Genomic DNA, 25104 nt, shown 5'->3' with positions numbered 1-25104 from the left:
GAAGACGATGACACGACCCACCCGCCGACTGCGTCGCCGGTCCCGAGAGCGTCGAGCGAAGCGGGTCGACCAGGCCCGTCGCGGCGTCCTGTTCCTCAACCCACGCTCCGGCGGTGGCAGAGCCGAGCGTCTCGGTCTCGTCGACAAGGCCGTGGAGCTCGGGATCGGCACGGTCGTGCTCAGTCCCGGCGACGACCTGCGAGCGCTCGCCGAGGAGGCGGTGGCCCGGGGTGCCGACGTGCTCGGCGTCGCCGGTGGTGACGGCTCGCAGGCGCTGGTCGCCGATGTCGCACGGCTGCACGACGTCGCGTTCGTGTGCGTGCCCGCCGGCACCCGCAACCACTTCGCGCTCGACCTGGGCCTGGACCGCGACGACGTGACCGGCGCGCTCGACGCGTTCGGCGACGCGGTGGAGCGGCGCGTCGACCTGGCCATGGTCGGCGAGCGGGTGTTCGTGAACAACGCCTCGCTCGGCGTCTACGGCACGGTCATCCAGTCCGAGGGCTACCGCGACGCCAAGATGGCCACCGCCGCGCAACTGCTCCCGGAACTGCTCGGCCCGGGATCGGAATGGTTCGACCTGCGCTTCGCCCGTCCGGACGGAGCGATCGCGACGACCGCGGACGTTCTCATGGTGTCCAACAACGTCTACCGCCTCAACACCCTCGACGGCTTCGGGACGAGGACCCGCCTCGACGCGGGTGTGCTCGGCATCGTGACGGTGACGGTGAACCGCGTGCGAAGCCTGTCGGCGCTGCTCTCCGCCGACTCCGAGGGGCACGTGGAGCGGTACCCCGGCTACGGTGAGTGGGTGGTGCCGGAGTTCGAGGTCGACTCGGGGCGGAACTGCTCGACATCGGGATCGACGGCGAGGAGGACCAGGGCGCCTACAGCAAGTACGAGGTTCCGCCGGCGGACCGGAGCCCCAACGGCCTCTGCCGGTGGGCGGACTCCAACTACCCCAACGGTGTGAGGGCCTGACCCGAAGGGGCGTCCGGACTGACCGGGCACCCCTTCGACGCTCCAGTCCCTGCGACCTGTGTCCTATTTGGATAGATCTGCCGGCGGCCGGTGGTCCGGCAGTCGCCCGGTCGCGGTCGTCCGCGTCCAGGGAGCCGCCGCCGTCTCGATCACCCGACCGCCGGCCGCGACCTCCGTGCTCGCCCGGACGAACGCGGCCACCGGCCGCGACCGCGTCCGTTCGGGCCACGCCAACAGGATCGAGGTCCGCGGCGCGTCGAGCACCGGCACGCACACCACATCCGACCGCGCCTGGCGCCGCGCCGATTCCGGGATCACAGCGACCACCTGGCCCAGGGCGATCAGTTGCATCAGCTGCCCGCCGTCGCGCACCTCCGGGCCGCTCGCCTCTTCCGGACTCACTCCAGCAGCGCCGGTTCACTTCGAACACGGGTTTCATCACTCACACGAGTGGAATGCGGCACGACCGGTCGTCCCGATCGGACGGACGTCCGCCGTTGTGCTGCACTCAGGTGGAAGTTGTCAGTCGTGTGCTGGCGCTCCCGATTCGAGGAGGCTGTGATGTCTGTGCAGACTGCGGTTCGGTCGGTGGCGACACCGGAACAGCAAGTTGCGTTGGGCAGGTTGATGGCGGAGCCGGAGACTTCCGTCAGCGACGCGCCGCTGTACTCGCCGCAGGCGGCCGGTCTCGCTCTCCTGCTCGCACTCCTGTTGGTGTCCCCCAGTGTCCCCGAGGAGCCGAAGAAGAAGTGAAATTCGCGCCCACAGGCCGACGAACCGCTGCCACGGAGGGCTCCTGGTGACGACGGACGGCCGGATCGCGCAACTGTCCATCGCCGACGCGGCCGCCACGCTGGCCGGTCGCATCCTCGACGCCTTCCACGGTGACGAGTTCACCGGCCTTGCCGACCACGTGGACTCGTGTGCCGACCAGGTGGTCGCACTCGGGGCGGTCCGGCTGGTGGGTGCGGACGTCTTCGCGCCGCACCTGCTGCTGAGCCGCCCCTTGGCCGGGCGTGACGTCGCGGTGGTCGCCGACTCCTTCGCGTACTTCCCGGCGGTCGGCGAACCGGACACGCACGAGCGGCGGGTGACGGCCTGGCGCGACTGGGCGACGGCCACCGTGCTGACCCGCCTGGCCGGCACCGGCCCGGACGAGGCGGTCGTGTTCGCGCCACCGCCCGATACCGCCTCCGCGGTGCTCGGCCCGGCCGACGCCTGGCAGCAGTGGTCGGTGCACGTCGCACAACTGTCCCCGCTGGCGCTGCCCGAGGTCGGCGGCCCGGTCGTCGAGGCGGTCGGCCGTGAAGGGAAGGCGTTGGCGCGCGGCGCGGTCCGGGCCGTGCTGCGCCGGGACTACGTCAACGCCGCCCGGCTGGCCCGCTGGGTGGCACTGCTGAGCCACTCCGGCACCCGCCTGCCCCTGGATCCCGTGCTGTTGGTGGAGCAGATCCGGCTGCACGGCGGCACCGGGCCGCGGCTGCTGTTGGACCTCGCCGTCGCCCGGCACCAGCTGGGAATTGAGCCCGCATGAGCACGGCGGTCGCCCACGCGGCGCACGAGATCAGCAGTCGCGCGATCACGTGGCTGCACGCCAACAGGCACCTGGGCGGCTTCCCGTCCGAGACCACCGCCGACCTGGGCGATCCCGACAGCGTCTACAAACCGCTCAGCGAGACCGTCCTGCTGTCGTCGCTCGTGCTGCGCGAGGGCGTCGCCGGACCGGGTGAAGCGCAGCACGCCCGTGAACTGCTGGACTTCGCCTGGCAGCAGGTTCGCGAGGGCGACCTGCTCTACGAGCGCCAGCTCCGGCACTCCGTGCTGACCGACCCGCTGGAGACCTACGCGCACTTCGCCCGCAGCGGCAAGCGGCACGAGGGCCTGGAGGAACTCCTGGCGCACAGTGCGGCGCTCGGCGCACTGACCGAGGTGATGCCCAACCGGCGGCTGGCCGTGGCCAACGCGCGGCGGATCGTGGGCATCGGCGACGGCGAGGACTGGGCGGAGTTGACCCGGGTGACCTGGCTGGGCGCCACTCCGCAGCCGTGGGCCATCGACTGGATGACCGGCTACTGCCTGACCCACACGGTCTTCCACCTCACCGACTGGGGCGCGCGGCCGGAGGACATGCCCGAGGACCTGGCGGACTACGTCGCCACCTGGCTCCCGGTGTGGATCGACATCTGGTCGGAGGTGGAGCAGTGGGACCTGGTGGCAGAGCTGCTGATCGTCGGTGTCTGCCTGCCCGAGCCGCTGTTCCAGGAGGCGGACTGGAAGCGGCTGGCGGGCGTGCAGCACGCCGACGGATTGGTGCCGCGTGACGGTGCTCCCGTGGACGACGACCCCCTTCAGCGCTTCTCCGACCAGCAGCACCCGACCATCGTCGCGGCTATCGCCGGGACGCTCGCGCTCTCACGCCTGCTGAGCACGTGACGACATCGAACGTCCGGCGACACGTCGCCGAGATCGTCACCCCGCTGCTGTGGGCGGCGCCGGGCGCGAGCGGGGCCGCCGTCGCCGCCCGGTGCGGTGACCACGAACTGCTGCTGGCCTCCGGCGCCACCGCACGCGACGGCACGCGGCCGGTGCGGTCGGACACCCGGTTCGAGATCGGCTCGCTGACCAAGACCTTCACCGGGCTGCTGCTGGCCGAAATGGTCGCCCGCGGCGAGGTGCGCTACGACGACCCGATCGGCCGGTACCTGCCGCTGCGGTCCGACGGGCTCGACCGGATCACGCCGGCGCACCTCGCCACCCACACGTCCGGTCTGCCGCACCTGCCGCCAGGCCTGCTGCTCTCCGCCGTGCCCGCCTGGTTCAGCAACCCCTACCGCGCGTTCGGTCCGGACGAGGTGCTCGCGGCGTTGGGGCGTACCCGGCTGCGGTCGACGCCCGGCGCATGGGTCCGGTACTCGAACTACGGGGTCGGTGTGCTCGGCGTCGTGCTGGCCCGCGCCGGCGGCCGGCCGTTCGAGGAACTGCTCGCCGATCGCGTGCTGCGTCCCCTCGGCCTGGCGGACACCGGGTGTTCGGGGGTGGACCAGGCCACCGGGTACTGGCACGGCAGACCACGGCCACCGTGGCGGATGCCCGGCCTCCAGTCCACCGCCGCGTTGCGCTCGACGGCGGCGGACATGCTGCGCTACCTCACCGCCCACCTCGCCCCGCACACGACGCCGCTGTCCACGGCCCTCGCCGAGGTCGTCCGCCCGCGCGTCGCCGTGCCCGGCTCCGACTACCGCCTCTGCCTGGTGTGGAACCACCGCGCGCGACCCGGCCACGCGCTGCTGTTCCACTCCGGGGGCACCCGCGGGTTCACCTCGTTCGCGGGCTTCAGCCCACAGGCCGGCGTCGCCCTGGTGACGCTGACCAACGCGGGCCCGACCCTGCGCAGCACGTTCGTCCAGCGGTCCTACGAAGCGTTGCGCTCGCTGGCCGGGGAGTGAGGGCCGGGGGACTCAGGTGGTTCGTGCGCCGAGTGACCGGTCATCCCTTCGCTGATCCTTCGTCAGGGTGGTCGGCGTCCGGGCGGGCGACCAACGACCACAGGTAGCTCAACGCCTCGCCGTGCGGCTCGTCGCGCTCGATGAACTCGGCCAGCAACGCGGTCATGCGCTCCCTCAGCTCGGCCTGCGACTCCGCACCCAGCCTCAGCACGCCACGCCCGGTCTCGCGGTTGGCGTCGGGTCCCGCTTCCAGGAGTTCGGCGCGGTGCGCGGCGAGCAGGGCCAGGTCGACCTGGCGGGCCAGGTCCTCGCCGGACTCGTCGGCCAAGCCGAGCCGCCAGGTGCGACCGGTCGCGCGGTACGGGCGTTCCAGGGCTCCTCGCGTGCCGCTGCGGACCGGTTCGGCGGCCAGGAAGTCGGTCCTCACCAGCGCACGGACGTGCCGCAGCACGGTCGCCGGGGCCACGCCCAGCCTCTGCGACAGCTCCTTGTTGGTCAACGACCGGTCCCAGCACAGCCGCAGGATGCGCCAGCGCAACGGGTGTGCGAGCGCCTTCAGTTCGGCGACCGTCGCATCGCGAGGCGACTCGTCCGACACCGACGGCGTCGGCTCACGGGGTTCGGTGGGGCGATCGGGCAGGGCCGGCACCTGCGGAGGTTAACCCACCCGGTGTTGCCGCGCCCAGGAGTGATTTGCTTAACTGCTACCGATTGCAACAAGTGAAATCACTGGGGGAGTCATGGACGATCTCGCCGCACGGGTCGGCGCCCGGGTCCGCGAGTGGGATGCCGAACTGCCGGCCGAACTGGCGTGGGTCGCGCAGCCCAGCGTGAGCCGCACTGGTGCGGGCATGAGGGCGGCGGCGCACGGCGCGGTGCCGCGCGCGATCGCGGAGGTGGGGCGATGAGCTGGACCGACTTCGAGTGGCTGTCCGGCGCGGAACCGAGCCCGGACGGCACATCGGTCGTCTACGTGAGCGACCTGTCCGGCCGGCCCCAGCCGTGGGTGCTGCCCCTGGACGGCGGGTCGGCGCGGCTCGTCGAGGTGCCCGGCTCGGTCCGCCGCTGCCTGTGGCGGCCGGACGGCGCGCGGCTGCTGGTGGTCGTCGACCCGGACGGCGGCGAGGACCACCGGCTCGCCGAGGTCGACCCGGACACCGGCGCGGTGGAGTGGCTGGTGGCCGAGAACGGCGTGCGGTGCGAGGTCGGCCCCCCTTACGGGCACACCGGCCGGCCCTACAGCGCCGACGGCGCGCTCCTGGCCTACGCGAGCAACGCGCGTGATCGCGAGGTGTTCGACGTGTGGGTGCGAGACCTGCGCACGGGCGCCGAGCGGATCGTGCTGCACGGCGACGACCGGTACCTGCCGATGGGCTTCTCCCCAGACTCCCGGTTGCTGCTCGTGCTGCGCCTGCACCAGAACACCGAGCACGACCTGTTCGTGTGCGACCTGGTCGACGGCACGACCCGCCGGGTCACCCCCGACGGCGGCCCGGCGAAGCACCATCCGGTGGCCTGGCTGCCCGACTCGTCGGGCTTCTACCTGTGCACCACGTGGGACCGAGGCTTCCTCGGCTTGGCGGCGCTGAGCCTGGCCGGCGAGCTGACCTGGGTCGACGCGCCGGAGTCCGATGTGGAGGGCGCGGCGCTGTCGCCGGACGGCACGACCCTGGCGTGGGGCGTCAACGAGGACGGGTACACGCGGCTGCGGTGGGCCTCGGTCGGAGGCGTGGCGCGAGACGTCGAGGGGCTGCCGCCCGGTGTCGCGGTGACCGAGTTCGGGTTGGACGGGCACGTCCTGCGGTTCACCCCAGCGGGTGAACTGCTGGTGCAACTCGGCCGGCCGGACGCGGCGACCGACCTGTTCCTGGTCGACCTGCCGCGCGGCGCGGCCCGTCGGCTCACGGACGCGGGCGCGGGTCTTCCCGACGGGATGGTGGTGCCCGAGGTCCTTCGGGTGACGAGCGCGGATGGCGAGACGGTGCCGTTCCTGCTGTACCGGCCGCACGGTGCGAGCGGCGAGCGACCCGTGCCGCTGGTGGTGACCGTGCACGGTGGGCCGGAGGTCCAGTCGCAACCGACGTTCTTCCCCCTGGTGCAGGAGCTGCTGACCCGTGGCATCGCCGTGGCGGCCCCCAACATCCGCGGGTCGTCCGGGTACGGGATGCGCTACCAGCGGTTGATCTACCGCGACTGGGGCGGCGGCGACCTGGAGGACCTGGAGGCAGTCGTGCGGCGCCTCCGGGAACTCGACTGGGTGGCCGGGGACCGGCTCGGCGTGCACGGCGCGTCGTACGGCGGGTTCGCCGTGCTGGCGTGCCTGACGATGCTGCCCGGGCTGTGGCGCGCCGGGGTAAGCGAGTGCGGGTCGTCGGACCTGATCAGCGACATCCGGTCGTTCCCGCCGACCTGGCGCAAGCGGGCCAAGGACTGGATCGGCGACCCCGACGACCCGGCCGACGTCGCCGCGATGACCGCCCGCAGCCCGCTGGAGCACGCCGACCGGGTGGTCGCGCCGGTGCTGATCATGCACGGCGAGAACGACACGCGGGTGAACCCCGAGGAGTCGGAGCGGATGTACCGACGGCTGCGCGAGCTGGGCAAACCAGCCAAGCTGGTGATGCACCCCGGCGTCGGGCACGACATCGACCGGGCCGGGCTGGCTGCGACCGTGGACCTCGTCGCGTCCTGGTTCGCCGACCACCTCCGGTAGGGAGAACCGCTCCTGAGTACCGCAACGGCACTTGTGCGAGTGGGTAGCCGCGTCGTTCGTAGTGGCTGAGGCGGGCTTGGTGTCGGCGTCGTCGGCGCCAACACGACCAGGACCAGACGTGGCCGGCGTCCGACTGTGGCCGACCTGTCCGAAGTGGACCCGCGTCGGCCGGCCGCCACCGGCCTTGCGGCGCGGCGCGGGACAGCCCCTCCCGCGCCGGCAGAGGCGCGGGAGGGTCGTCGCGACGATCAGGCGGCTGCGGGGCCTTGGTAGGTGGCGCTGCCGAAGCCGAGGATCGGGTAGCCGACGATCCCGAACAGCCAGAGGCCGAAGAAGCCGAACGCGCCGCTCTTGCCGAACGACTTCGCCAGGTCGAGCGCGATGATCACCGAGATGACGATGTTGACCAGCGGGATGAGGAGCAGGATCAGCCACCAGCCCGGGCGGCCCACGATCTTGAGCTGCACGTAGATGTTGTAGAACGGGATGATCGCCGCCCAGCCGGGCTTGCCCGCCTTCGTGAAGATCTTCCACGTGGCCGCGATCAGGAAGATACCGATCGCGAGGCCGATGATGCCCGGGATGATGCCGACGGACGAGTCGTTCTGGTCCACTGGGGAGTTTCCTTCCGACAACCAGCGGAGGTGCGGGCGCTGTTCGCCCGCACCGGGGATTCCCACCGGTCACGGCGCGGGACTTTTTCAGCCGGCGGGCCTGGCCGTGGCATGTTGACCATTTCGTAAGCCGTTCGAGACCAGTCTAGTGCCTGGCGGGTGTGCGGCAACTCGCTCGTGCGTTGCCGGGTGACTACGTCGGCTCGCCTTGGAGGTGCGGGGCCGGGGTGACGGCGGCGATCCGGAGGCGGTTCTCGGACACCGCGGTCCACACGCCACCCGCGTGGCCGATCCAGACCCGTCCGCCGTCCCACGACGCCAGCGCCTCGTCGTCCGCGGCGGGCGGGCTGTTACTCCAGCTTCTCGAACAGGAACTCGTGCTTGAGGAACGAGGTGTCGTACTCGTGGCCGGGGTAGGGCGGGATGAGTTGGGAGGCTTGGAAGAGCCGCCAGCCGTCGCGCAGGGCGTCGGTCCCGGTCTCGTACGGCGGGTCGTCGCTGTCTCCGGTCGTCGGGCGGGTACGTCCGGTGCCGTCGTAGGACGACCAGCCGACGACCCGGTCGTCGAGTGACGACGTGGACAGGTAGAGCACCAGTACTCGTTGCTTCACGCGGTCCTCCCGGGACGGTTGCTCACACGGGTCGCCCAGTACTCGATGTCGAAGGTGTCGTCGTCGGTCAGGGCACGCCACAGCGCAACCCTGTTGTAGATCTCCAGGCGTCCGGTCGCCTGCTCGTACCAGGGGAAGGTGGTCGACAGTTCGGCCACGACGGCGGGGTCGTCCAGATCGCTGGTGTCCCAGAGCCGGATCTGGGGCGTGGTGGGGTTGAACCTGATCTTGAACATGTACCGGCGGTGTGCGGAGTCGTTGCGCCTGCCGCCGTGCCAGATGCCGTGGTGCAGCAGCAGTACCGTGCCGGGCGGGCAGGTCAGTCGGATCTGTCCGCGCAGGTTCTGATAGCGCCCGGTGTCGGTTTCGTTGGTGAGGCGCAGGTGGCTGCCGGGGACGAGGAGCGTGCCGCCCATGTCCCGGGTGACTTCGTGCGGGTAGTACATGAGCTGCACGTCGAACGCGTCGCGCCGGGTGTCGATGATCGCGTCGCCGTGGAGGGGTTGGGCGCTGCCTTCGTTCGGCTCGCGCACGTGGACGGCGATGTGGTCGACGGTGGGGTCCGGGCCGACGAGGCTGCGTAGCGCCCCGGCGACGGGTGGCAGATCGACGAGACGGCGGGCGAACGAACCGTCCGGGAACGCCTCTTTCACCGCGGTTCCGTACGGCACTCCGGGGATGCCGTTCTCCATGGCTTCCCTGGCCACGGTGTTGAGGTCGTCGGGCACGACCGAGTCCAGGCGGAGGAAGCCCTGTGCCGCGAACCGTGCCATCAGCACCGAGGAGAGCAGGTGGCTAGTGGTTTCCATGCGTCAGACGGTAGAAGCGGATGGCCTGCGATGTCGTGGGTTGTGCTCACCATTAGTGGTAATTTTTCACCATGGAGCAGGTGACGGTCCGGCTCGACGTGCCACCGGTGGTGGTGAACCTCGGGGTGGGTGTGCACGGCGTCGGCAACCGTCGTGACGAGTTCCTGTTGCCCGAACTGTGGCAGCTGCACCTGTACGGCTACACCGCCGAGCTGACCGTCGGCGGCACGACGCACCCCATCCGCCAGGGGCACGTGAGCCTCGTTCCGCCTGGGGCGCAGGTGTCTTACCGGTACCGGGGCCGGTCCGAGCACCTCTACGCACACCTGCGCCTGCCCGGGAAGGGCGAGGCGCTGACCGTGCCGGTCATGCAGGACGCCGGCGCCGACACACCGCTGCTCGCGGGCCTGTTGCGGCACGCCATCGCCGTCGCCCCCTCGGTGCCGGCCATGGCCGCGGCGGAGGTGTGGACCGTGCTGTGGCGGGTGGCCCGTCTGACGGCGTCCGGGAAACCGCACAGCGCGGTGGGCGCCGCGATCGCACACATCGAGGCGAACGTCTCCGAACCACTGGCCGTCCCCGACATCGCCGCAGCGGCAGGAGTGTCACACAACCACCTGACCCGCCTGTTCCGCGCCGAGACCGGGGACACCGTGGTCGCCTACATCCGACGTCGCCGCCTGGAACGGGCACGCCACCTCCTGCGCGAGTCGACGTTGCCCATCCCCGCTGTCGCGGCGGCGGTGGGCTTCACCGACCTCCAGTCCTTCAACAAAGCCTGCCGCCGCGAACTCGGCGCTCCACCACGCGCCGTACGAGCCGGAGTGCGTCACGTCACGACCGACACGCGGCCATCGCGGAGCCGGTGACCGCCGGCTCCGCGGCTCTCGGGCCATCGACACTGGCGACCTTCGTCACGGAGCGCATGGATCGGTACCACCTACTCCGCGAGTGCCTCCGGACGGGAGTTGCGGCACGTCGAACGTCCGAGTGTGCGCGCAGGCGGCCGGCCGAATCGGAAGAACGCCTGGTCTTGGTGTGGGTCAGCGCCAGCCGAGGGCGGGGGCGACGTGGGTGAGGATGTTGTCGAGCACGTGCGCGTTGTAGTCGACGCCGAGTTGGTTGGGCACTGTCAGCAGCAGCGTGTCGGCCTCGGCGATCGCCTCGTCCTCGGCCAGCTGTTCGGCCAGGGCGTCGGGTTCGGCGGCGTAGGTGCGGCCGAAGATCGCCTTGGTGTCGGCGTCGATGTAGCCGATCTTGTCGGTGCTGTCGCCGTCGTGGCCGAAGTAGGCGCGGTCGAGGTCGGAGGTGAGGGCGAAGATGCTGCGCGAGACGGAGACGCGTGGCTCGCGTTGCCACCCGGCTTCCGACCACGCTTTGCGGAAGGCCCGGATCTGCTCGGCCTGCTGCACGTGGAACGGTGCCCCGCCCTCGTCGTTCTTGAGCGTCGAGCTCATCAGGTGCATGCCCTGCTTGGCCGCCCAGACGGCGGTGGCGTTGGAGCCCGCACCCCACCAGATCCGCTCGCGCAGCCCCGGTGAGTGAGGCTCGACGCGCAGCAGGCCGGGCGGATTGGCGAACATCGGACGCGGGTTGGGCTGGGCGAAGCCCTCGCCCTCCAACACGGTCAGCAACACCTCGGTGTGCTTGCGGGCCATGTCGGCGTCCGTGTCGCCCTCGCCGGGCCGGTAGCCGAAGTAGCGCCACCCGTCGATCACCTGCTCCGGCGACCCCCGGGAGAGGCCGAGTTGGAGCCTGCCGCCGGCGATGAGGTCCGCGGCGCCGGCGTCCTCGGCCATATACATCGGGTTCTCGTAGCGCATGTCGATCACGCCGGTGCCGATCTCGATGCGTTCTGTCTTGGCGCCGATCGCGGCCAGCAAGGGGAACGGAGAGGCCAGCTGCCTCGCGAAGTGGTGCACCCGGAAGTAGGCGCCGTCGACGCCGAGTTCCTCCGCGGCCACGGCGAGGTCGAGGGCCTGCAACACCGCGTCCGATGCCGACCTCGTCCGCGAGTGCGGGCCGTCGGACCAGTGCCCGAAGGACAGGAAACCGATTTTCTTCACGCCCGTGCAACGCCCCCACCGCACTGATTGATTCCTCAACTACCCACCGGTCGACCCTGTGGGGGTCCAACCGGCATGACTGGCTCTGGCGCCCTGGTCGGCGGGGGCGCTGTTGGCGGCGGCGCGGTATTGCGCCTGCGGGACGCCCGGGGATACGTTGCGTAGTGGTGTCGATGCGGTATGGATATGCCTGGGGTTGACGATGGTCATGACGCGCCGCATGGCGGTTTTCGCGGCTCTCGCACTGACAGCGCCGCTCACACCCGCGCTGTCGGCCGTCGCCGATGCGAACGCGTCACCGAACGCGGTCGTCGTGTGGGACATCAACGCGCAGACCGCCATCTGGGACATCGCGCAGCAGGCGCCGCCGCAGGTCGCCGGACGCGGTTTCGCGATGGTCAGCGGCGCGGTCTACGACGCGGTGAACGCGATCGCCGGCACGCCGTACGAGCCCTACCTCGTCGCACCGCGAGCCAACGGACGCGAGTCGACGGACGCCGCCGTCGGCACGGCCGCCTACCGGGTGCTGGACGCCATTTTCCCGGCACAGCAGGAAAGACTGCGCACGCAGTACCACGAGTGGCTCGCCGGCATCCCGGACGGACCGGCGAAGCGCGGCGGCGTCCGGGTCGGCGCCCGGGCAGCCGCCGCGATGATCACGGCACGGCAGGACGACGGCGCCTTCGACCCCCGGCCCTGGACCGTCGGCACCGAGCCAGGTCAGTACCGCCCCACTCCGCCGGGCTTCGAGAACACGGGCGCCTGGGTTGGTTTCCTGAAGCCGTTCGCCATTCCGGACGCGACGATGTTCCGCACCCCCAGGCCGCCGGCGGTCACGAGCCACGCCTACACCCGCGATTTCAACGAGGTCAAGCGCCTGGGCTCGGCGACGAGCACCGTCCGCACCGCGGACCAGACCGATGCGGCGCTCTGGTGGCACGACCGGCGTTCCGTCAGCTGGGGGATGAAGCGCGACCTCGCCGTCACCCAGAGACTCAGCGTGCTGGAGACCGCGCGCTTCTACGCACTGGCGGACTTCACCGGCACGGACGGCGCGATCGCCTGCGCGAACGACAAGGAGTTCTGGCACTTCTGGCGGCCGATCACCGCCATCCGGTCCGCCGACACCGACGGGAACCCCGCCACCACGGCCGACCCCGAATGGACTCCACTGGTGGTCACCCCGCCGAATCCCGACTACCCCTCCGGCCACACCTGCCGCACCGCCGCGCAGATGACGGCGTACAGGCACTTCTTCGGCCGGGACAGTGTCTCCTTCAGCGCGTTCAGCGTCGACAGCGGCACCACGCGACACTTCGACAGCTTTTCTCAGGCGACCGCCGAAGTCGTCGGAGCACGCATCTGGGCCGGCATCCACTTCCGCTCCGCGGACGTCGACGGCACCACACTCGGCACGGCCGTCGGCAACCACATCACGAAGCGCTACTTCCAGCCGCGTCGATAACTTGCCGGACCTGAACTCGACGGCCCGTCGCTCGCGGGCGGCCCACGGACGCGTCCAGGGAGCCCTCGACGGGTCGCGCGGCGTCGGAAGAATTCGAACGCATTTCACGCGGTTATCACACGGGTGATGACTCCCGCACATTCAGAACCCGGAATCGGGATCAGCGGGCACCTGGTGTTAGTCCACCGCGCCGTCTCACTTCGAGCGCGGGAGTGGTCGATCGGCATATTCGCCCTCATCTGGCATGCAGCAAGTCACCCGTCGGCTGTTCCGTCAAGCCACTCGCTTGACCTGTGTGAACAGCGCAGCGTGACGGCCACGGCGGAATTGGTCTGGACGGGTGGTCTCCCGGTGGCGGGTGGAAGCCCGCCGGTCCGTCTGGCAGCATGGCGATTGCCGCAAGCAGGAAATTATCACGGGAAATCGGCTGGTGATGTGGCGCCGACACCCGTGTCGGGATGGGCGCACATAGGGTCGTGTGCGCGTTCGTCCGCGCAGCGGTTTCAAGGGACGCAGCGGTTTCAGGGGGATTTTTTGCGCCAGGAAAACCTGCCGACGGGGCTCATCCACGCGCTGATCGAGCGACAGGTCGGGATATCTCCGGATGCGGAGGCTTTTCACAGCGGAACGACCGCGGTGACGTACCGGGAACTGGAGGCGCGGGCCAACCGGTTGGCGCGTTTCCTGCTGGCGCGCGGTCTGCGTCGCGAGGACCGGGTGGGTGTCTTCCTCGACCGCGGACCCGATCTGGTGGTCACGCTGCTGGCCGTGCTCAAGGCGGGTGGCTGCTACGTCCCGCTCGACCCGGACTACCCCGCCGAACGCGTCGCCTACATGGCCGACGACTCCTCGGCGCGGCTGATCGTGACCGCCGAGCACCTGCGTGGACGGGTGCCGGAGACCGGGGCGGAGGTGGTCTGCCCCACGCCGGGCGACCTGGCCGGGCTCTCCGACGCGCCCCCGGAGGTGGGCGGGGAACCGGGTGACCTCGCCTACCTGATCTACACCTCCGGGTCCACCGGCCGCCCGAAGGGCACGGCCATCGAGCACAGGTCGGCGGTCGCCCTGCTGCACTGGGTGCGGGAAGCCTTCACCGCGCGCGAGTTGGACGGCGTCCTCGCGGCGACTTCCGTGTGCTTCGACCTGTCGGTCTTCGAGATCTTCGGTCCGCTGGCGTGGGGCGGCCGGTTCATCCTCGTCCGCAACGTGCTGGAGCTGGGCGCCACACGCGGTGTGCGGCTGGTGAACACGGTGCCGTCGGCGATGGAGGAGCTGATCGCCGCCGGCGAGGTGCCCGACGGGGTCGAGACCGTCTGCCTCGCCGGCGAGCCGCTGACCGAGGCGCTGGCGAAGCGGGTGTGGCAGCTGCCCTCGACGCGCAGGCTGCTCAACCTGTACGGCCCGTCGGAGGACACCACCTACTCGACGTGGGCCGAGGTGCCCGCGGACCACTCCGGTCCGCCGCCGATCGGCCGCCCGCTGCCGCACACGACCGCGTACGTGCTCGACGAGTCCCGGCGCCCGGTCCCCGAGGGCGAGGTCGGCGAGCTGTACCTGGCCGGGGCCGGGCTGGCGCGCGGCTACCTGGGCCGTCCCGAGGAGACCGAGGCCCGGTTCCTGCCCGATCCGTCCGTCCCCGGCGGGCGCGTGTACCGCACGGGCGACCGGGTGCGGCTGCGGCCCGACGGCCAGTTGGAGTTCCTGGGTCGGCTGGACGACCAGGTGAAGGTCCGCGGCTACCGGATCGAACTGGGCGAGGTCACCGCCGCGCTCGTGGCGTGCGACGGGGTGCGCAACGCGGCCGCTTCCGTCGTGCACGACCCGTCCGGGCACCCGCGGCTGGTCGGCTACGTCCTGGGCGACACCGTCGACGGCGTGCTGGACCGGCTGCGCGAACGGCTCCCCGCACACCTCGTGCCCTCGGTGCTGGTCCGGGTCGACCGGCTGCCCACGACACCGAGTGGCAAGGTCGACCGGGCCGCGCTGCCCCCGCCACCGTGGCACGCGGGTGAGGACGCCGACGCGGGCGGGGATTCCGTGGACGCCGCGGTGACCAGGGTCTGGCGCGAGGTGCTGGGCGACCCCGGCTCCGACTTCTTCACCCTCAACGGCGACTCGCTGCAGGCCACCCGGATCGTCACGCGGCTGCGCGCCGAGCTGGGCGTCACCCTGCCGCTGACCGCGGTGTTCGACCTGCCGAGCGTGGCGGAACTGGCCGCCGCGGTGCGCGGTGCTCCCACCGCCGGCGCGCGGGTCGCACCGGCTCCCGAGGCGGGACCGCACCCGTTGACCTCCGCGCAGCAGCGGCTGTGGTTCCTGCGCCGGCTGCGCCCCGACGACGCCTCCTACCTCGGCGTGTTCCGGATCGGGATCGACGGGCCGCTCGACGTGCCGCTCCTGGTCGAGGCGCTGGGCGACGTGGTCGCGCGGCACGACGCGTTGCGCACCAGCTACCACTTCGAGGACGACGAGCCGGTGCAGCGGGTCCACCACCGCGTGCCGATCTCGTTGCGACCGGCGGGCGCCGGCCCGATCGACCTGACCCTTCCTCCGCCGGCCAGGTTCTCCCTCGACGGTGACGTGCTGGTGGCGGAGGTCGAGCACATCGCCTTCGACGCCTGGTCGTTCGGCGTGTTCGTCCGCGAGCTCGGCCGGTGCTACGAGGCGCGGCTGGCCGGACGGCGGCCCACCGCCCGCCCGCTGCCCTCGTCGGTGGAGATCGCGTCGCGGCAGCGGAGGTGGCTGGACTCCCCGGACGGGCGGGCCGCCCTGGACGAGCTCGCCGGACGGGTCGCCGACGCGCCCCGCCTGCTGCGGTTGCCGACCGACCTGCCCCGCCCCGCCGAGGCGGGCACCGCGGGCGGTCACCTGTTGGAGACGCTCGACGACGACCTGGGTCGACAGGTCGCGGCCTTCGCACGGCAGCACCGGGTGAGCACCTACATGGTGGGGCTCGCCGCGTTCGCCGCGTTGGTGGCCTCGTGGTCGGGGCAGGAGGACCTGGTCATCGGTTCGGCCTTCTCCGGGCGCACCAGCACCGACTCGGAGGACGTGATCGGCTGCTTCGTCAACACGGTGCCGCTGCGCCTGACCGTCACCCCGGGCACGTCGTTCCGCGAGCTGCTGGCGGCGGTGCGGGAGGAGGCGCTGTTCGCCCTGGCCCACCAGGACGTGCCGTTCGAGCGGGTGGTCGAGCGGCTGCGCGTGCCGCGGACGCTGGCGCACAACCCGCTGGTCCAGGTCGCCTTCGGGGTGCAGAACGCGGGGCGGGCCGAGTACCGGGGGGACGTGGTCGCGCTCGACGGCGCGGAGGTCGAGTCCGGCCACGCCCGGCTCGACCTGACGCTGTGGCTGGAGGAGCGCCCCCACGGCCTCACCGCGTTGTGGACCTACCGCACCGACCTGTTCCACCACCACACGGCCACGAGCCTCCACCGGCGCTACGCGGCGCTGCTCCGGCGCGTGGTCACACAACCGGACCGACCGACATCCGATATCCACGGAGAGCTGATGCCTGAGGACAAGCCGACCGCACCGGTCATCCGCCGCAGGTCCGCGAGTCGATCGCTGGTGTCCGTGCGGCAGGACTGGCGGGACACCACCCTGCCCGCGCTGGTCATGGCGAACGCGCCCGGCGCGGACCTCGCCGCGTGGGTCAAGGACAACCGCGACCGCATCGACGAACTGGCGCACCACGGGGCCGCCGTGCTGTTCCGCGGCTTCGAGGTGCGCGAGCCCGCCGATTTCCGGGCCGTCATGAGCGCCCTGTCAGACGACGTGCTGGACTACGGCGAGCGCTCGTCGCCGCGCAGCCGGGTGTCCTCCGGTGTCTACACCTCGACCGAGCACCCGCCCGACCAGCCGATCGTCCTGCACAACGAGCAGTCGTACACGCTGAACTGGCCCGTCCGGATCGTGTTCTTCTGCCAGACGCCGCCGACCTCGGGCGGCCGCACACCGCTGGCGGACAGCCGCCGGGTGCTCGCCGCCCTCACACCGTCCACAGTGGACAAGTTCGAGCAGCTGGGCGTGAGCTACGTGCGCAACTACCTGCCGGGTATCAGCCTGCCCTGGCAGGAGGCGTTCCAGACCGAGCACCGCGAGGGCGTGGAGCGGCACTGCCTCGACAACGACATCGAGTTCGAGTGGATCGACGACGAGCACCTGCGGACCCGGCAGCGCCGTGACGCCGTGCACCGCCACCCGGTGACCGGTGAGCGGACCTGGTTCAACCACGCGTTGTTCTTCCACGTCAGCTCGCTGCCGGGGGAGGTGGCCGAGGGCCTGCGCGCGGCGCTGCCCGACGAGCACCTGCCTTACAACACCTACTACGGCGACGGCAGCCCCATCGAGGAGGACGTCCTCGCCGAGCTGCGCGCCGCCTACCAGGCCGAGACGACGTCGTTCGACTGGGAGCGGGGTGACGTGCTGCTGGTGGAGAACATGCTGGCCGCGCACGCACGCGAGGCGTTCGAAGGTCCGCGGCGCATCCTGGCCGCCATGTCGGACCCGATCAAGAAGGCGGTGCTCGACCGATGACCGGCCCCGGACCCCGCCGCCGCACCGGCGGCCCGTCCCGCACCACCGAACTGGTGAAGCGGCACCCCGTGCACGACGAGCCGTTCCTGCTCCAGATCGACGCCACCGCGCCGGGCATGGACCTCACGGCCTGGGTGAACGGCAACCGCGGGCAACTGCACGACGACCTGGACCGCTACGGCGCGCTGCGCCTGCACGGCTTCGCGGTGGACGACGCCGCCGACTTCAGCCGGGCCGCCCGCGCGTTCTCCGGTGACCTGCTCGGCTACCTCGAACGCGCCGCCCCGCGCACGGAGGTGGCGGAGGGGGTGTTCACCTCCACCGAGTTCAACGCCGAGCAGTGGATCCCCTTCCACCACGAGATGTCGTACTCGCACAACTGGCCCAGCAGGCTGTACTTCTACTGCGAGATCCCGTCCGGCGAGGGCGGCGCGACACCGGTCGCGAGCGAGCGGGCGGTGTTCCCGAAGATTCCCGCCGAGGTCCGGGAGCGGTTCGCCCGCGACGGGGTGCGCTATGTCCGCAACTACGGGCCGCACCTGGACCTGCCGTGGCAGGAGGTGTTCCAGACCTCCGACCGCGCGGAGGTCGAGGCGTACTGCAAGGCCTCGGGCACCGAGTTCACCTGGGTCGGCGAGGACGACCTGCGCACCACCGCCGTGCGCCAGGCCACCGCCGTGCACCCGCGGACCGGGGAGGTGGTGTGGTTCAACCACGCCCACCTGTTCCACGTGTCCAACATGCCCGCCGAGGTGTCCCGGGCGCTCATCGCCGAGTACGGCGTGGAAGGCCTGCCCCGCAACGCCTACTACGGCGACGGGACCCCCATCGAGGACGAGGTCGTCGAGTTGATCAGGAACCTCTACCAGGAGGCGTCGGTGTCGTTCGGCTGGGAGCGCGGCGACGTGCTGGTGGTGGACAACTTCCTCGCCACGCACGCACGTGAGCCCTTCGCCGGTGACCGCAGCATCCTCGTGGCCATGTCCGACCTGCACGTGCACGGGGAGGCGTCGTGACCGAGGTCGACGCGTTCCGCCTCTCTCCCGTCCAGCAGCAGGAGTGGGAACGCGGCCCGGCCGCGTCGACCCTGCGGATCACCCTGGACCACGACGTCGACCCCGGACGGCTCGACACCGCGCTGGCCGCGCTGGTCACCCGGCACGAGGCGCTGCGGTTGCGGCTCGTGGAACACCCGGGCCTGCGCGTTCCCCTGCAGGAGACCGGGGAACCGGGGGTGCCCGGCCCGGACACGTGGCCGATGGGCGTGACCGTGTCCGGGCCCGAGATCACCGTGACCCTGTCCACGCTGGCGGGCGACCACGCCAGCCTCGCCCTGCTGGCCGGGGAACTGGTCACGTCGTACCGGGGCGGCGCGCTGCCCGCGGACGACGAGCGCCTGCAGTTCCTCGACGTCTCCGAGTGGCAGCTGGAGGAAGCACCGGCGCCGCGCCCGGTGCCGGCGGCCGACCGGACCACCGCGACCCGGCTGGAGGTTCCGCTCACCGACAGCGCCCAGGCCGAGTCCACCGACCTGGCACCGCTCGCCGCCCGGCTCGGCTCCACACCGGAGTCGCTGGTGCTGGGCGCGTGGGCGCTGGTGCTGGCCCGGTACGCCGAACCGGCGGTTGAGCACCTCGACCTCGACTTCACCTGGCCGGGACGTGCGGCCGAGGGCACCGCCGAGGTCGTCGGGCCGCTGGCCTCCAGGACGCACCTCAGGCTGCCCGCGGCCGGTCCGCTGCCGGAGTTCTTCCGGTCGGTGCACGAGGCGGTGACCCGGGAACTGGACGCCGCCTGCCCAACCGCACAGGGGTTCGCCTCGGCGGCGTCGTTCACCTCGGTGCGCCTGCCCCGCCTCGGCGGCGTGGCGCGGCTCTCCGTCGACGGCACGCACCCCGACGGCACGCCGCACCTGCACTGCGAGGTGATCGGGGACCTGGTGCGGCTGACCGTCAACTCGGCCCCGCTGCTCGACAGCCTCCAGGCGGTGCTGACCAGCCTGCCGCGGGCGTTGGACGACGAGGCCGAGCTGCGCCTGAGCGGTCCGCTGGAACTGGCGGAGCTGTCCCGGTGGAGCGGCGACCGCGAGGCGGCCGCGCCGACGGGCACGCTCACCGCGCTGCTCGACCAGGGCATCAAGACCGCGTCCGGTGACGCGGTGGCGGTCGTCGCGCCGGACGGCAGCATCACGTTCGGGGAACTGGATCGCGCCGCGGACGCGGTGGCCGCTCACCTCGTCGGGCTCGGCATCGGCGCGGAGGACCGGGTCCTGATCCCCGCCCGCCGGTCGTGGCGCACGGTCGCCGCGTTCGTCGGCGTGCTGCGGGCCGGGGCCACCTACCTGCCGATCGACCCCGAGGAACGACGGGGCGAACTGGTCGAGGCCGCGTCGGCGAAGCTGCTGCTCGACGAGCTGCCGGAACCGGCCGAGGGCGCCTTCACGCCACCGCCGGTGCGGCCGGAGCAGGCCGCGTACGCGATCTTCACCTCCGGCTCGACCGGGAAACCCCGCCCCGTCGTGGTGGAGCAGCGCTCCGCGGCGCACCTGGTGCACGCGCTGGCCCAGCGGGTCTACCACGGCGAGGGCCCCGGCTTGCGCGTCTCGGTCAACGCCCCGCTCACCTTCGACGCCTCGATCAAGCAGCTCGTGCAGCTCGCCTCCGGACACAGCCTGGTGGTGGTCCCGGAGGAGGTCAGGCTCGACGCGCGCGGGTTGCCCGCGTTCCTGGCCGCGCAGCGCGTGGACGTGTTCGACTGCACGCCCTCGCACCTGGCCGCCCTGCTCGCCGACGAGCACGTCCGGCTGCCCCGACTGCTGCTGGTGGGCGGTGAGGCGATCGGCGACGCGTTGTGGAGCCGTGTCGCGGGCCTGCCCGGTACCAGGGCGGTCAACCTCTACGGGCCCACCGAGACCACCGTGGACGTCACCTCGGCGGAGGTCCGCTCCGACGCGGAGCCCTCCATCGGCCGTCCGCTGCCCGGCACGGGGGTGTGGGTGCTGGACGACCGGCTGCGGCCGCGGCCGTTCGGGGTGGCGGGGGAGCTGTGCGTGTCCGGCCCGCAGGTCGCGCGCGGCTACCTCGGCGATCCGGAGGCCACCGCGGAACGCTTCGTGGAGGCGGAGATCGGCGGTGTGCGGACCCGGCTGTACCGCACCGGCGACATCGTCCGCTTCGCCCCGGACGGCACGCTGCGCTACCTGGGGCGCGCGGACGACCAGGTCAAGGTCCGCGGGCACCGGGTGGAACCGGGCCAGGTCGAGCGGGTGCTCGGCGCGCACCCGGCGGTCCGCGACGCCGCGGTGGTGCCCCGGACGGACGCGGACGGCGACACCAGGCTCGTGGGGTACGTCGTCCCCGTCGGCGGCACGTTCGACCTGGGCTCGGTGGAGGGCGTCAACCCGCACGAGACCCGCTACCTGCACGACGAGATCTTCGTCCAGCGCACCTACCTGCGCCACGGGATCACGCTGCGCGAGGACGCGGTCGTGTTCGACGTGGGCGCGAACATCGGCATGTTCTCGCTGTTCGTGAACGCGCTGTGCCCCAGCGCCCGGATCTTCGCCTTCGAGCCGCTGCCGTCGGTGTTCGACAAGCTCAGCCGCAACACGGCCCGGATCGGGGTCGAGCTGTTCGACCACGGCCTGTCCGACGGTGAGCGCGACTCGGTGTTCACCTACTACCCCGGCTACTCGATGATGTCCGGGCAGGCCGAGTACGCCGAGCCCGCCGCCGAGGTCGAGGTGGTCAAGCGCTACCTGACCAACGCGCGCGAGGACGCGCTGCTCGACCGGGCCGACGAACTGCTGGCGGACCGCTTCCGGGAGCAGGCGGTGCCGGTGCGGCTGCGCCGGCTGTCGGACGTGGTCGCGGAGACCGGCGTGCCCCGGATCGACCTGCTCAAGATCGACGTGCAGCGGGCCGAACTGGACGTGCTGCGCGGGGTCGACGCCGAGCACTGGCCGCTGGTGCGTCAGGTCGCGATGGAGGTCCACGATGCCACCGGCACGGCGACCGAGGGCCGGTTGGACGAGATCGTGGACCTGCTGGAGAACCAGGGCTTCCAGGTCTTCGTCGAGCAGGACGACCTGCTCTCGGGCACCGACCGGTACTCGCTGCACGCGTTCCGGCCGGACTACGCCGACGACCCGCGACCGGTCGTGGCGTCGGCGGGCACGTCGGCGCTGGACGACCCCGACCCGGCTCGGCTGCGGGAGTGGCTGGCCCAGCGCCTGCCCGACCACCTCGTCCCCGCCTCGATCACCGTGCTGGACGAGTTCCCGCTGACGCCCAACGGGAAGCTGGACCGGTCGGCGCTGCCGGACGACGGGCCCCGTAGCGGCACGACGTCCGTCGAGCCCGAAGGACCGGTCGAACGGGCACTGCTCGACGCGTTCCGGGAGGTGCTCGGCCGGACCGAGGTGGGTGTAGAGGACAGCTTCTTCGAGTTCGGTGGTGACTCCATCCGCGCGATCCGGGTGCAGGTCGCCGCCGCCAAGCGCGGCCTGTCCTTCGCCCTGCGGGACGTCTTCGCCCACCAGACCGTGCGGGAGATGGTCCGCAGCGGACAGGTGGGGTTCGCCGCGACCGAGGAGCCCGCGGAATCCGTCGACGCGTTCACCGCGCTCTCCGAGGCCGACCGCCGCCTGGTGCCCGCCGGCGTCGAGGACGCCTACCCGATGTCGACCCTGCAACTGGGCATGGCCTACCACAGCACACTCGTGCCCGACAGCTACCACACCAACACCACCCACCCGATCAACGCGCCACTGGACACCGGGCGGCTGCGGACCGTGCTGCGCGAGGTCGTGCGGGCGCACCCGGTGCTGCGCACCTCGTTCGACCTGGGCACCTTCAGCGTGCCGATGCAGCTGGTGCACGAGGACGTCGAGATCCCGTTCGAGTCCGACGACGACTTCCTCACCCGCCCGTTCGCCCTGGACCAGGCGCCGCTGCTGGCGTTGCGGGTGGTCGAGACGGGCCCGGCGTCGTTCGTGGTCCTGCTGCGGCACCACCACGCGCTGCTCGACGGCTGGAGCTTCCGGCTGCTGGTCGGCGAACTGGTGAGCCGCTACCTGGGCCACGACGTCGAGGCCGGGCCCGCCATGCCCTACCGGCGGTTCGTCGAACTGGAACGACAGGCCCTCGCCTCGACCACCACCCGCCGGTTCTGGCTGGACCGGCTCACCGGCGTCACCCCGACGCCCCTGGTCGCGCGCGAGGGCCAGGCCCGGATCAGCGAGTTCCGCCGGACGAGCGTTCCTCGGGAGCTGGGCGCGCGGATGCTGGCTTTCGCGGCACAGCGGTCGGTGCCGTTGAAGAGCTTCCTGCTCGCGGTGCACCTGCGCGCACAGGCCGAGGAGCTGGGGCAGGACCGGGTGGTCACCGGACTCGTGGTCGGCACCCGACCGGGCGAGCCGGGCGCCGACCGCACGCTGGGCCTGTTCCTCAACACCCTGCCCGTGGTCGCCGACACCGGCGGCACCTCGTTGGACGAGCTCGCCGACCGGTTGTGGGCCGACGAGCGCGACCTCATGGGCCACCACCTGCTGCCGCTGGCGGAGATCCAACGCGCCCTGGGCACGGGCCCGCTGTTCGACGTGTTCTTCAACTTCACCCGGTTCCACCGGTTGGAGGCCGAGGAGGCGCTCGGCGTGGAGATCAACGAGGGCCCGGAGGGCGCGGTGGACGTGTCGTTCAGCCTGGCGGTGGACTTCGAGGTCGACCCGGCCGACGATGCCCTCGGGCTGACCTTCCAGTACGACGGCCGGACGTTGTCGCACGAGCGGATCGCGGGCCTGGAGCAGCGCTACCTGCGGCTGCTCGACGAGCTCGTCACCTCGCCCACCGAGGTGCGGCCACCGATCGGCCCGACGCCCCCACCGGCCGTCGACACCGCCGTCGATCGCCTGGTCGACGCCTGGCGCGACGTCCTGGGCGCACCGCCGCGCGACGACTCGGCGGACTTCTTCGCCGCGGGCGGGGATTCACTGCTGGCGCTGCGGCTCGTCGCGGTCCTGCGCCGGCGGCACGGCGTGGCGCTCCGGCTGGACGAGGTCGTCGAGGACGGCCGGTTCAGCACCCTCGTCGAGCGGTGCGGCGCCCATGGCTGACTCTCCCTGGCTGGTCGCCCGGTCACCACGTCCGGGCGCCGGCCTCCGGGTCGTCTGCCTGCCCTTCGCGGGTGGCAACGCGGGCGCGTTCGACGCCTGGGGACCGTTGTTCCCCGAGCACGTGGAGGTGTGCGCGGTCCGCTACCCCGGTCGCCGGGAACGCGTGCACGAGCCGTCGATCCGACGGATGAGCCTGCTCGTCGCGGCGCTGCGGGCCGGTCTGGAGGGGCACTTGGACCGGCCGTACGTGCTGTTCGGGCACAGCCTCGGCGCGAAGGTGGCGTTCGAGCTGGCCCGGCGCGTCAGCCCCGCACCGCGGCGGCTCGTGGTGTCGTCGTCGCCCGCGCCCCACCACGCGGAGCGCCTGCCCGACCTGCCGGCCATGACCGACCACGAGGTCGTGACCGAGCTGGTCGCGCGAGGCACCATGCCCGCGGAGGTCGCGCGGCACCCGGAACTGGTCGAGGTGGCGGTACCGGCGATCCGGGCCGACTACGAGCTGGCGCGCACCTACCGCTTCCGCGACAACGGCCCGGTGGGGGTGCCGATCGACGCGGTCGCCGGCGAGGACGACTCGTTCGTCACGCCCGAGGCGCTGCGCGCGTGGGGCGAGCTGACCACGGGCGCGTTCACCTCGACCTTCGTGCCGGGCGGCCACGACCTGCTGTCCCGACCCGGGCACGTGGTGGACGCGGTGCTGGCGGCGTGTGAGCGGGAGCCGGCATGAGCACATCGGCGACGTCGCGCCGGGAGTTCACCGAAGGGCTGCTCGGCTCGTTCAGCGCCGCGCTCGGCTACCTGCCGGTGGGCATCAGCTTCGGCGCGCTCGCCGCGCACGCGGGCTGGGACCTCGCCTCGTCGATGGCCATGTCGGTGGGCGTCTACGCGGCGGCCGCGCAGGGCGTGGCCGTCGACGGGCTCGGGCACCAGTCGGTGATCGTGGTCATCACGCTGATGCTGCTGATCAACCTGCGGCACTTCCCGATCAGCCTGGCGGCGGCCCGGATCTTCAACCGGTTCTCGTTGGGGCACCGGCTGTTGCTGGCCGCGGGCCTGACCGACGAGGTGTTCGCCCTCGACCACCGGCAACCCGACCGCACCGTCGGCTTCTACCACGGCGTGCACCTGTCGTGCCTGCTCTCGTTCCTGGTCGGCACCCTCCTCGGCGCGTTGGTCGGGCGGGTGCTGCCCACCCAGTGGGTCGTGTTCGCGCTGCCCGCCCTGTTCATCGCGCTGGCCGTGGACAACCTGCGCACCTACCCGCCGTCCAGGCTGCCGGTGCTGATCGGAGTGGGTGTGCTGGTCACGACGCTGTCGCGGATGGCGGGCGTGCTCGCCGCACCGGTCGCCATCGCGCTGCTCATCACGGCCTACGCGCTGCTGTCGCGCGAGAGGGGCACCGGATGACGGCCCTGGTGTGGCTGGCGGTCGTGGTCGTCACCGCGGGCACCTACCTGATGCGGATCGCCGGTTCGCTGCCCGGCTTCCGCCGGCTGGCCGAGGCGGGGTGGGTGCGCCACGTGCCGGCCGGGGTGTTCGTCGTGCTGGCGCTGTACGGCCTGGCACCGGGACCCGGTCTGCTGCCCGACCCGTCCGCGCTCGTGGCGGGTGCCCTGGTCGTGGTGCTGAGCCTGCTCAAGGCCTCGCTGGGGGTGCGGATCATCGCGGGCACCCTGGCCTACGGTGCGTTGAGCACACTGGTGTTCACGTGATCAGGGTCAGGGTCGTGATCAGGGTCAGGATCGGGA

General features: G+C 71.8%; 21 protein-coding genes. 15 read left to right on the top strand and 6 right to left on the bottom strand.

Annotated elements, in window-relative coordinates; genetic code table 11:
• Positions 1–7: 7 nt before the first annotated feature.
• The gene (locus ALI22I_RS21025; protein ID WP_077007244.1) at positions 8–973 is read left to right on the top strand and encodes a diacylglycerol/lipid kinase family protein; all 966 of its coding nucleotides are present in this window, start codon (positions 8–10) and stop codon (positions 971–973) included.
• Positions 974–1044: 71 nt separating this feature from the next.
• On the opposite strand, the gene ALI22I_RS21020 is transcribed toward ALI22I_RS21025, so the two are convergent.
• Positions 1045–1383, bottom strand: coding sequence for a LysR substrate-binding domain-containing protein (locus tag ALI22I_RS21020; RefSeq protein WP_077007243.1), 339 nt, complete (start codon positions 1381–1383; stop codon positions 1045–1047).
• A gap of 159 nt (positions 1384–1542) precedes the next feature.
• On the opposite strand from ALI22I_RS21020, the gene ALI22I_RS21015 reads away from it, so the two are divergent.
• Genes ALI22I_RS21015 through ALI22I_RS21000 form a run of 4 tightly spaced genes read left to right on the top strand, consistent with a single transcriptional unit; the run spans position 1543 to position 4427 of the window.
• The gene (locus ALI22I_RS21015) at positions 1543–1734 is read left to right on the top strand and encodes a hypothetical protein (protein WP_077007359.1); all 192 of its coding nucleotides are present in this window, start codon (positions 1543–1545) and stop codon (positions 1732–1734) included.
• Positions 1735–1780: 46 nt separating this feature from the next.
• Complete coding sequence (locus tag ALI22I_RS21010; protein ID WP_179118301.1) at positions 1781–2515, top strand: hypothetical protein; 735 nt, start codon at positions 1781–1783, stop codon at positions 2513–2515.
• On the top strand, positions 2512–3414 hold the full coding sequence (locus ALI22I_RS21005) for a DUF6895 family protein (protein WP_077007242.1): 903 nt from the start codon (positions 2512–2514) through the stop codon (positions 3412–3414). Before ALI22I_RS21010 ends, ALI22I_RS21005 begins: the two co-directional genes overlap by 4 nt.
• A complete protein-coding gene (locus ALI22I_RS21000) occupies positions 3411–4427 on the top strand; it encodes a serine hydrolase domain-containing protein (protein ID WP_077007241.1) in 1017 nt (338 codons plus the stop codon). Before ALI22I_RS21005 ends, ALI22I_RS21000 begins: the two co-directional genes overlap by 4 nt.
• A gap of 40 nt (positions 4428–4467) precedes the next feature.
• Here the strand turns inward: ALI22I_RS21000 and ALI22I_RS20995 are convergent, their stop codons facing one another.
• The gene (locus ALI22I_RS20995) at positions 4468–5076 is read right to left on the bottom strand and encodes an ArsR/SmtB family transcription factor (protein WP_238598487.1); all 609 of its coding nucleotides are present in this window, start codon (positions 5074–5076) and stop codon (positions 4468–4470) included.
• Between the two features lie 91 nt (positions 5077–5167).
• Here ALI22I_RS20995 and ALI22I_RS51025 point away from each other — a divergent pair, with 91 nt between their 5' ends.
• Positions 5168–5335, top strand: coding sequence for a hypothetical protein (locus ALI22I_RS51025; RefSeq protein ID WP_179118300.1), 168 nt, complete (start codon positions 5168–5170; stop codon positions 5333–5335).
• Entirely contained in the window at positions 5332–7140 is a 1809-nt protein-coding gene (locus ALI22I_RS20990; protein ID WP_077007240.1) for a S9 family peptidase, read from the top strand. The genes ALI22I_RS51025 and ALI22I_RS20990 overlap by 4 nt, the downstream gene beginning before the upstream one ends.
• Before the next feature lie 248 nt (positions 7141–7388).
• Here ALI22I_RS20990 and ALI22I_RS20985 read toward each other — a convergent pair whose 3' ends face one another.
• The 3 genes from ALI22I_RS20985 to ALI22I_RS20975 form a co-directional block, all read right to left on the bottom strand.
• Positions 7389–7754 (bottom strand): DUF5684 domain-containing protein, encoded by a 366-nt coding sequence (locus ALI22I_RS20985; RefSeq protein ID WP_077007239.1) that lies wholly within the window; start codon positions 7752–7754, stop codon positions 7389–7391.
• A 350-nt stretch (positions 7755–8104) separates the two neighbouring features.
• On the bottom strand, positions 8105–8365 hold the full coding sequence (locus ALI22I_RS20980) for a hypothetical protein (protein ID WP_077007238.1): 261 nt from the start codon (positions 8363–8365) through the stop codon (positions 8105–8107).
• A complete protein-coding gene (locus ALI22I_RS20975) occupies positions 8362–9174 on the bottom strand; it encodes a phytanoyl-CoA dioxygenase family protein (protein WP_179118299.1) in 813 nt (270 codons plus the stop codon). Before ALI22I_RS20975 ends, ALI22I_RS20980 begins: the two co-directional genes overlap by 4 nt.
• Positions 9175–9245: 71 nt before the next feature.
• On the opposite strand from ALI22I_RS20975, the gene ALI22I_RS20970 reads away from it, so the two are divergent.
• Positions 9246–10043 carry a helix-turn-helix domain-containing protein gene (locus tag ALI22I_RS20970; RefSeq protein WP_077007237.1) on the top strand — a complete coding sequence of 266 codons (798 nt, stop codon included), beginning with the start codon at positions 9246–9248 and terminating at the stop codon, positions 10041–10043.
• 174 nt (positions 10044–10217) lie between these two features.
• Here the strand turns inward: ALI22I_RS20970 and ALI22I_RS20965 are convergent, their stop codons facing one another.
• Entirely contained in the window at positions 10218–11240 is a 1023-nt protein-coding gene (locus ALI22I_RS20965) for an LLM class flavin-dependent oxidoreductase (RefSeq protein ID WP_077007236.1), read from the bottom strand.
• 208 nt (positions 11241–11448) lie between these two features.
• Between ALI22I_RS20965 and ALI22I_RS20960 the strand changes: the two genes are divergently transcribed.
• From ALI22I_RS20960 to ALI22I_RS20930, 7 genes are all read left to right on the top strand, one after another.
• Positions 11449–12705, top strand: coding sequence for a vanadium-dependent haloperoxidase (locus tag ALI22I_RS20960; RefSeq protein ID WP_202971032.1), 1257 nt, complete (start codon positions 11449–11451; stop codon positions 12703–12705).
• Positions 12706–12831: 126 nt separating this feature from the next.
• A complete protein-coding gene (locus ALI22I_RS20955) occupies positions 12832–17244 on the top strand; it encodes a non-ribosomal peptide synthetase (RefSeq protein WP_083751895.1) in 4413 nt (1470 codons plus the stop codon).
• Positions 17241–18260, top strand: a complete 1020-nt coding sequence (locus tag ALI22I_RS20950) for a TauD/TfdA family dioxygenase (RefSeq protein ID WP_083751894.1) — start codon at positions 17241–17243, stop codon at positions 18258–18260. Before ALI22I_RS20955 ends, ALI22I_RS20950 begins: the two co-directional genes overlap by 4 nt.
• The gene (locus ALI22I_RS20945; protein ID WP_077007233.1) at positions 18257–23356 is read left to right on the top strand and encodes a non-ribosomal peptide synthetase; all 5100 of its coding nucleotides are present in this window, start codon (positions 18257–18259) and stop codon (positions 23354–23356) included. The genes ALI22I_RS20950 and ALI22I_RS20945 overlap by 4 nt, the downstream gene beginning before the upstream one ends.
• The gene (locus ALI22I_RS20940) at positions 23349–24083 is read left to right on the top strand and encodes a thioesterase II family protein (protein ID WP_077007232.1); all 735 of its coding nucleotides are present in this window, start codon (positions 23349–23351) and stop codon (positions 24081–24083) included. Before ALI22I_RS20945 ends, ALI22I_RS20940 begins: the two co-directional genes overlap by 8 nt.
• Positions 24080–24763: an AzlC family ABC transporter permease gene (locus tag ALI22I_RS20935; protein WP_077007231.1), complete on the top strand. Its 684-nt coding sequence runs from the start codon at positions 24080–24082 to the stop codon at positions 24761–24763. Before ALI22I_RS20940 ends, ALI22I_RS20935 begins: the two co-directional genes overlap by 4 nt.
• Positions 24760–25068, top strand: a complete 309-nt coding sequence (locus ALI22I_RS20930) for an AzlD domain-containing protein (protein WP_077007230.1) — start codon at positions 24760–24762, stop codon at positions 25066–25068. The genes ALI22I_RS20935 and ALI22I_RS20930 overlap by 4 nt, the downstream gene beginning before the upstream one ends.
• Positions 25069–25104: the final 36 nt, after the last annotated feature.

It is taken from the genome of Saccharothrix sp. ALI-22-I, from assembly GCF_001984175.1.
Lineage (GTDB): Bacteria > Actinomycetota > Actinomycetes > Mycobacteriales > Pseudonocardiaceae > Actinosynnema.
The sequence above is the reverse complement of the archived record's forward strand: the minus strand, read 5'-3'. Positions and strand labels throughout refer to the sequence as shown.

What these genes read in the sequence shown, in the direction of transcription:
- ALI22I_RS20970 (WP_077007237.1), top strand. Translation starts at nt 9,246, where the DNA reads ATGGAGCAGGTGACGGTCCGGCTCGACGTGCCACCGGTGGTGGTGAAC.
- ALI22I_RS20955 (WP_083751895.1), top strand. Translation starts at nt 12,832, where the DNA reads ATGACTCCCGCACATTCAGAACCCGGAATCGGGATCAGCGGGCACCTG.
- ALI22I_RS20935 (WP_077007231.1), top strand. Translation starts at nt 24,080, where the DNA reads ATGAGCACATCGGCGACGTCGCGCCGGGAGTTCACCGAAGGGCTGCTC.
- ALI22I_RS20975 (WP_179118299.1), bottom strand. Translation starts at nt 9,174, where the DNA reads ATGGAAACCACTAGCCACCTGCTCTCCTCGGTGCTGATGGCACGGTTC.
- ALI22I_RS20960 (WP_202971032.1), top strand. Translation starts at nt 11,449, where the DNA reads ATGACGCGCCGCATGGCGGTTTTCGCGGCTCTCGCACTGACAGCGCCG.
- ALI22I_RS20950 (WP_083751894.1), top strand. Translation starts at nt 17,241, where the DNA reads ATGACCGGCCCCGGACCCCGCCGCCGCACCGGCGGCCCGTCCCGCACC.
- ALI22I_RS21015 (WP_077007359.1), top strand. Translation starts at nt 1,543, where the DNA reads ATGTCTGTGCAGACTGCGGTTCGGTCGGTGGCGACACCGGAACAGCAA.
- ALI22I_RS20930 (WP_077007230.1), top strand. Translation starts at nt 24,760, where the DNA reads ATGACGGCCCTGGTGTGGCTGGCGGTCGTGGTCGTCACCGCGGGCACC.
- ALI22I_RS20940 (WP_077007232.1), top strand. Translation starts at nt 23,349, where the DNA reads ATGGCTGACTCTCCCTGGCTGGTCGCCCGGTCACCACGTCCGGGCGCC.
- ALI22I_RS20990 (WP_077007240.1), top strand. Translation starts at nt 5,332, where the DNA reads ATGAGCTGGACCGACTTCGAGTGGCTGTCCGGCGCGGAACCGAGCCCG.
- ALI22I_RS51025 (WP_179118300.1), top strand. Translation starts at nt 5,168, where the DNA reads ATGGACGATCTCGCCGCACGGGTCGGCGCCCGGGTCCGCGAGTGGGAT.
- ALI22I_RS21005 (WP_077007242.1), top strand. Translation starts at nt 2,512, where the DNA reads ATGAGCACGGCGGTCGCCCACGCGGCGCACGAGATCAGCAGTCGCGCG.
- ALI22I_RS21025 (WP_077007244.1), top strand. Translation starts at nt 8, where the DNA reads ATGACACGACCCACCCGCCGACTGCGTCGCCGGTCCCGAGAGCGTCGA.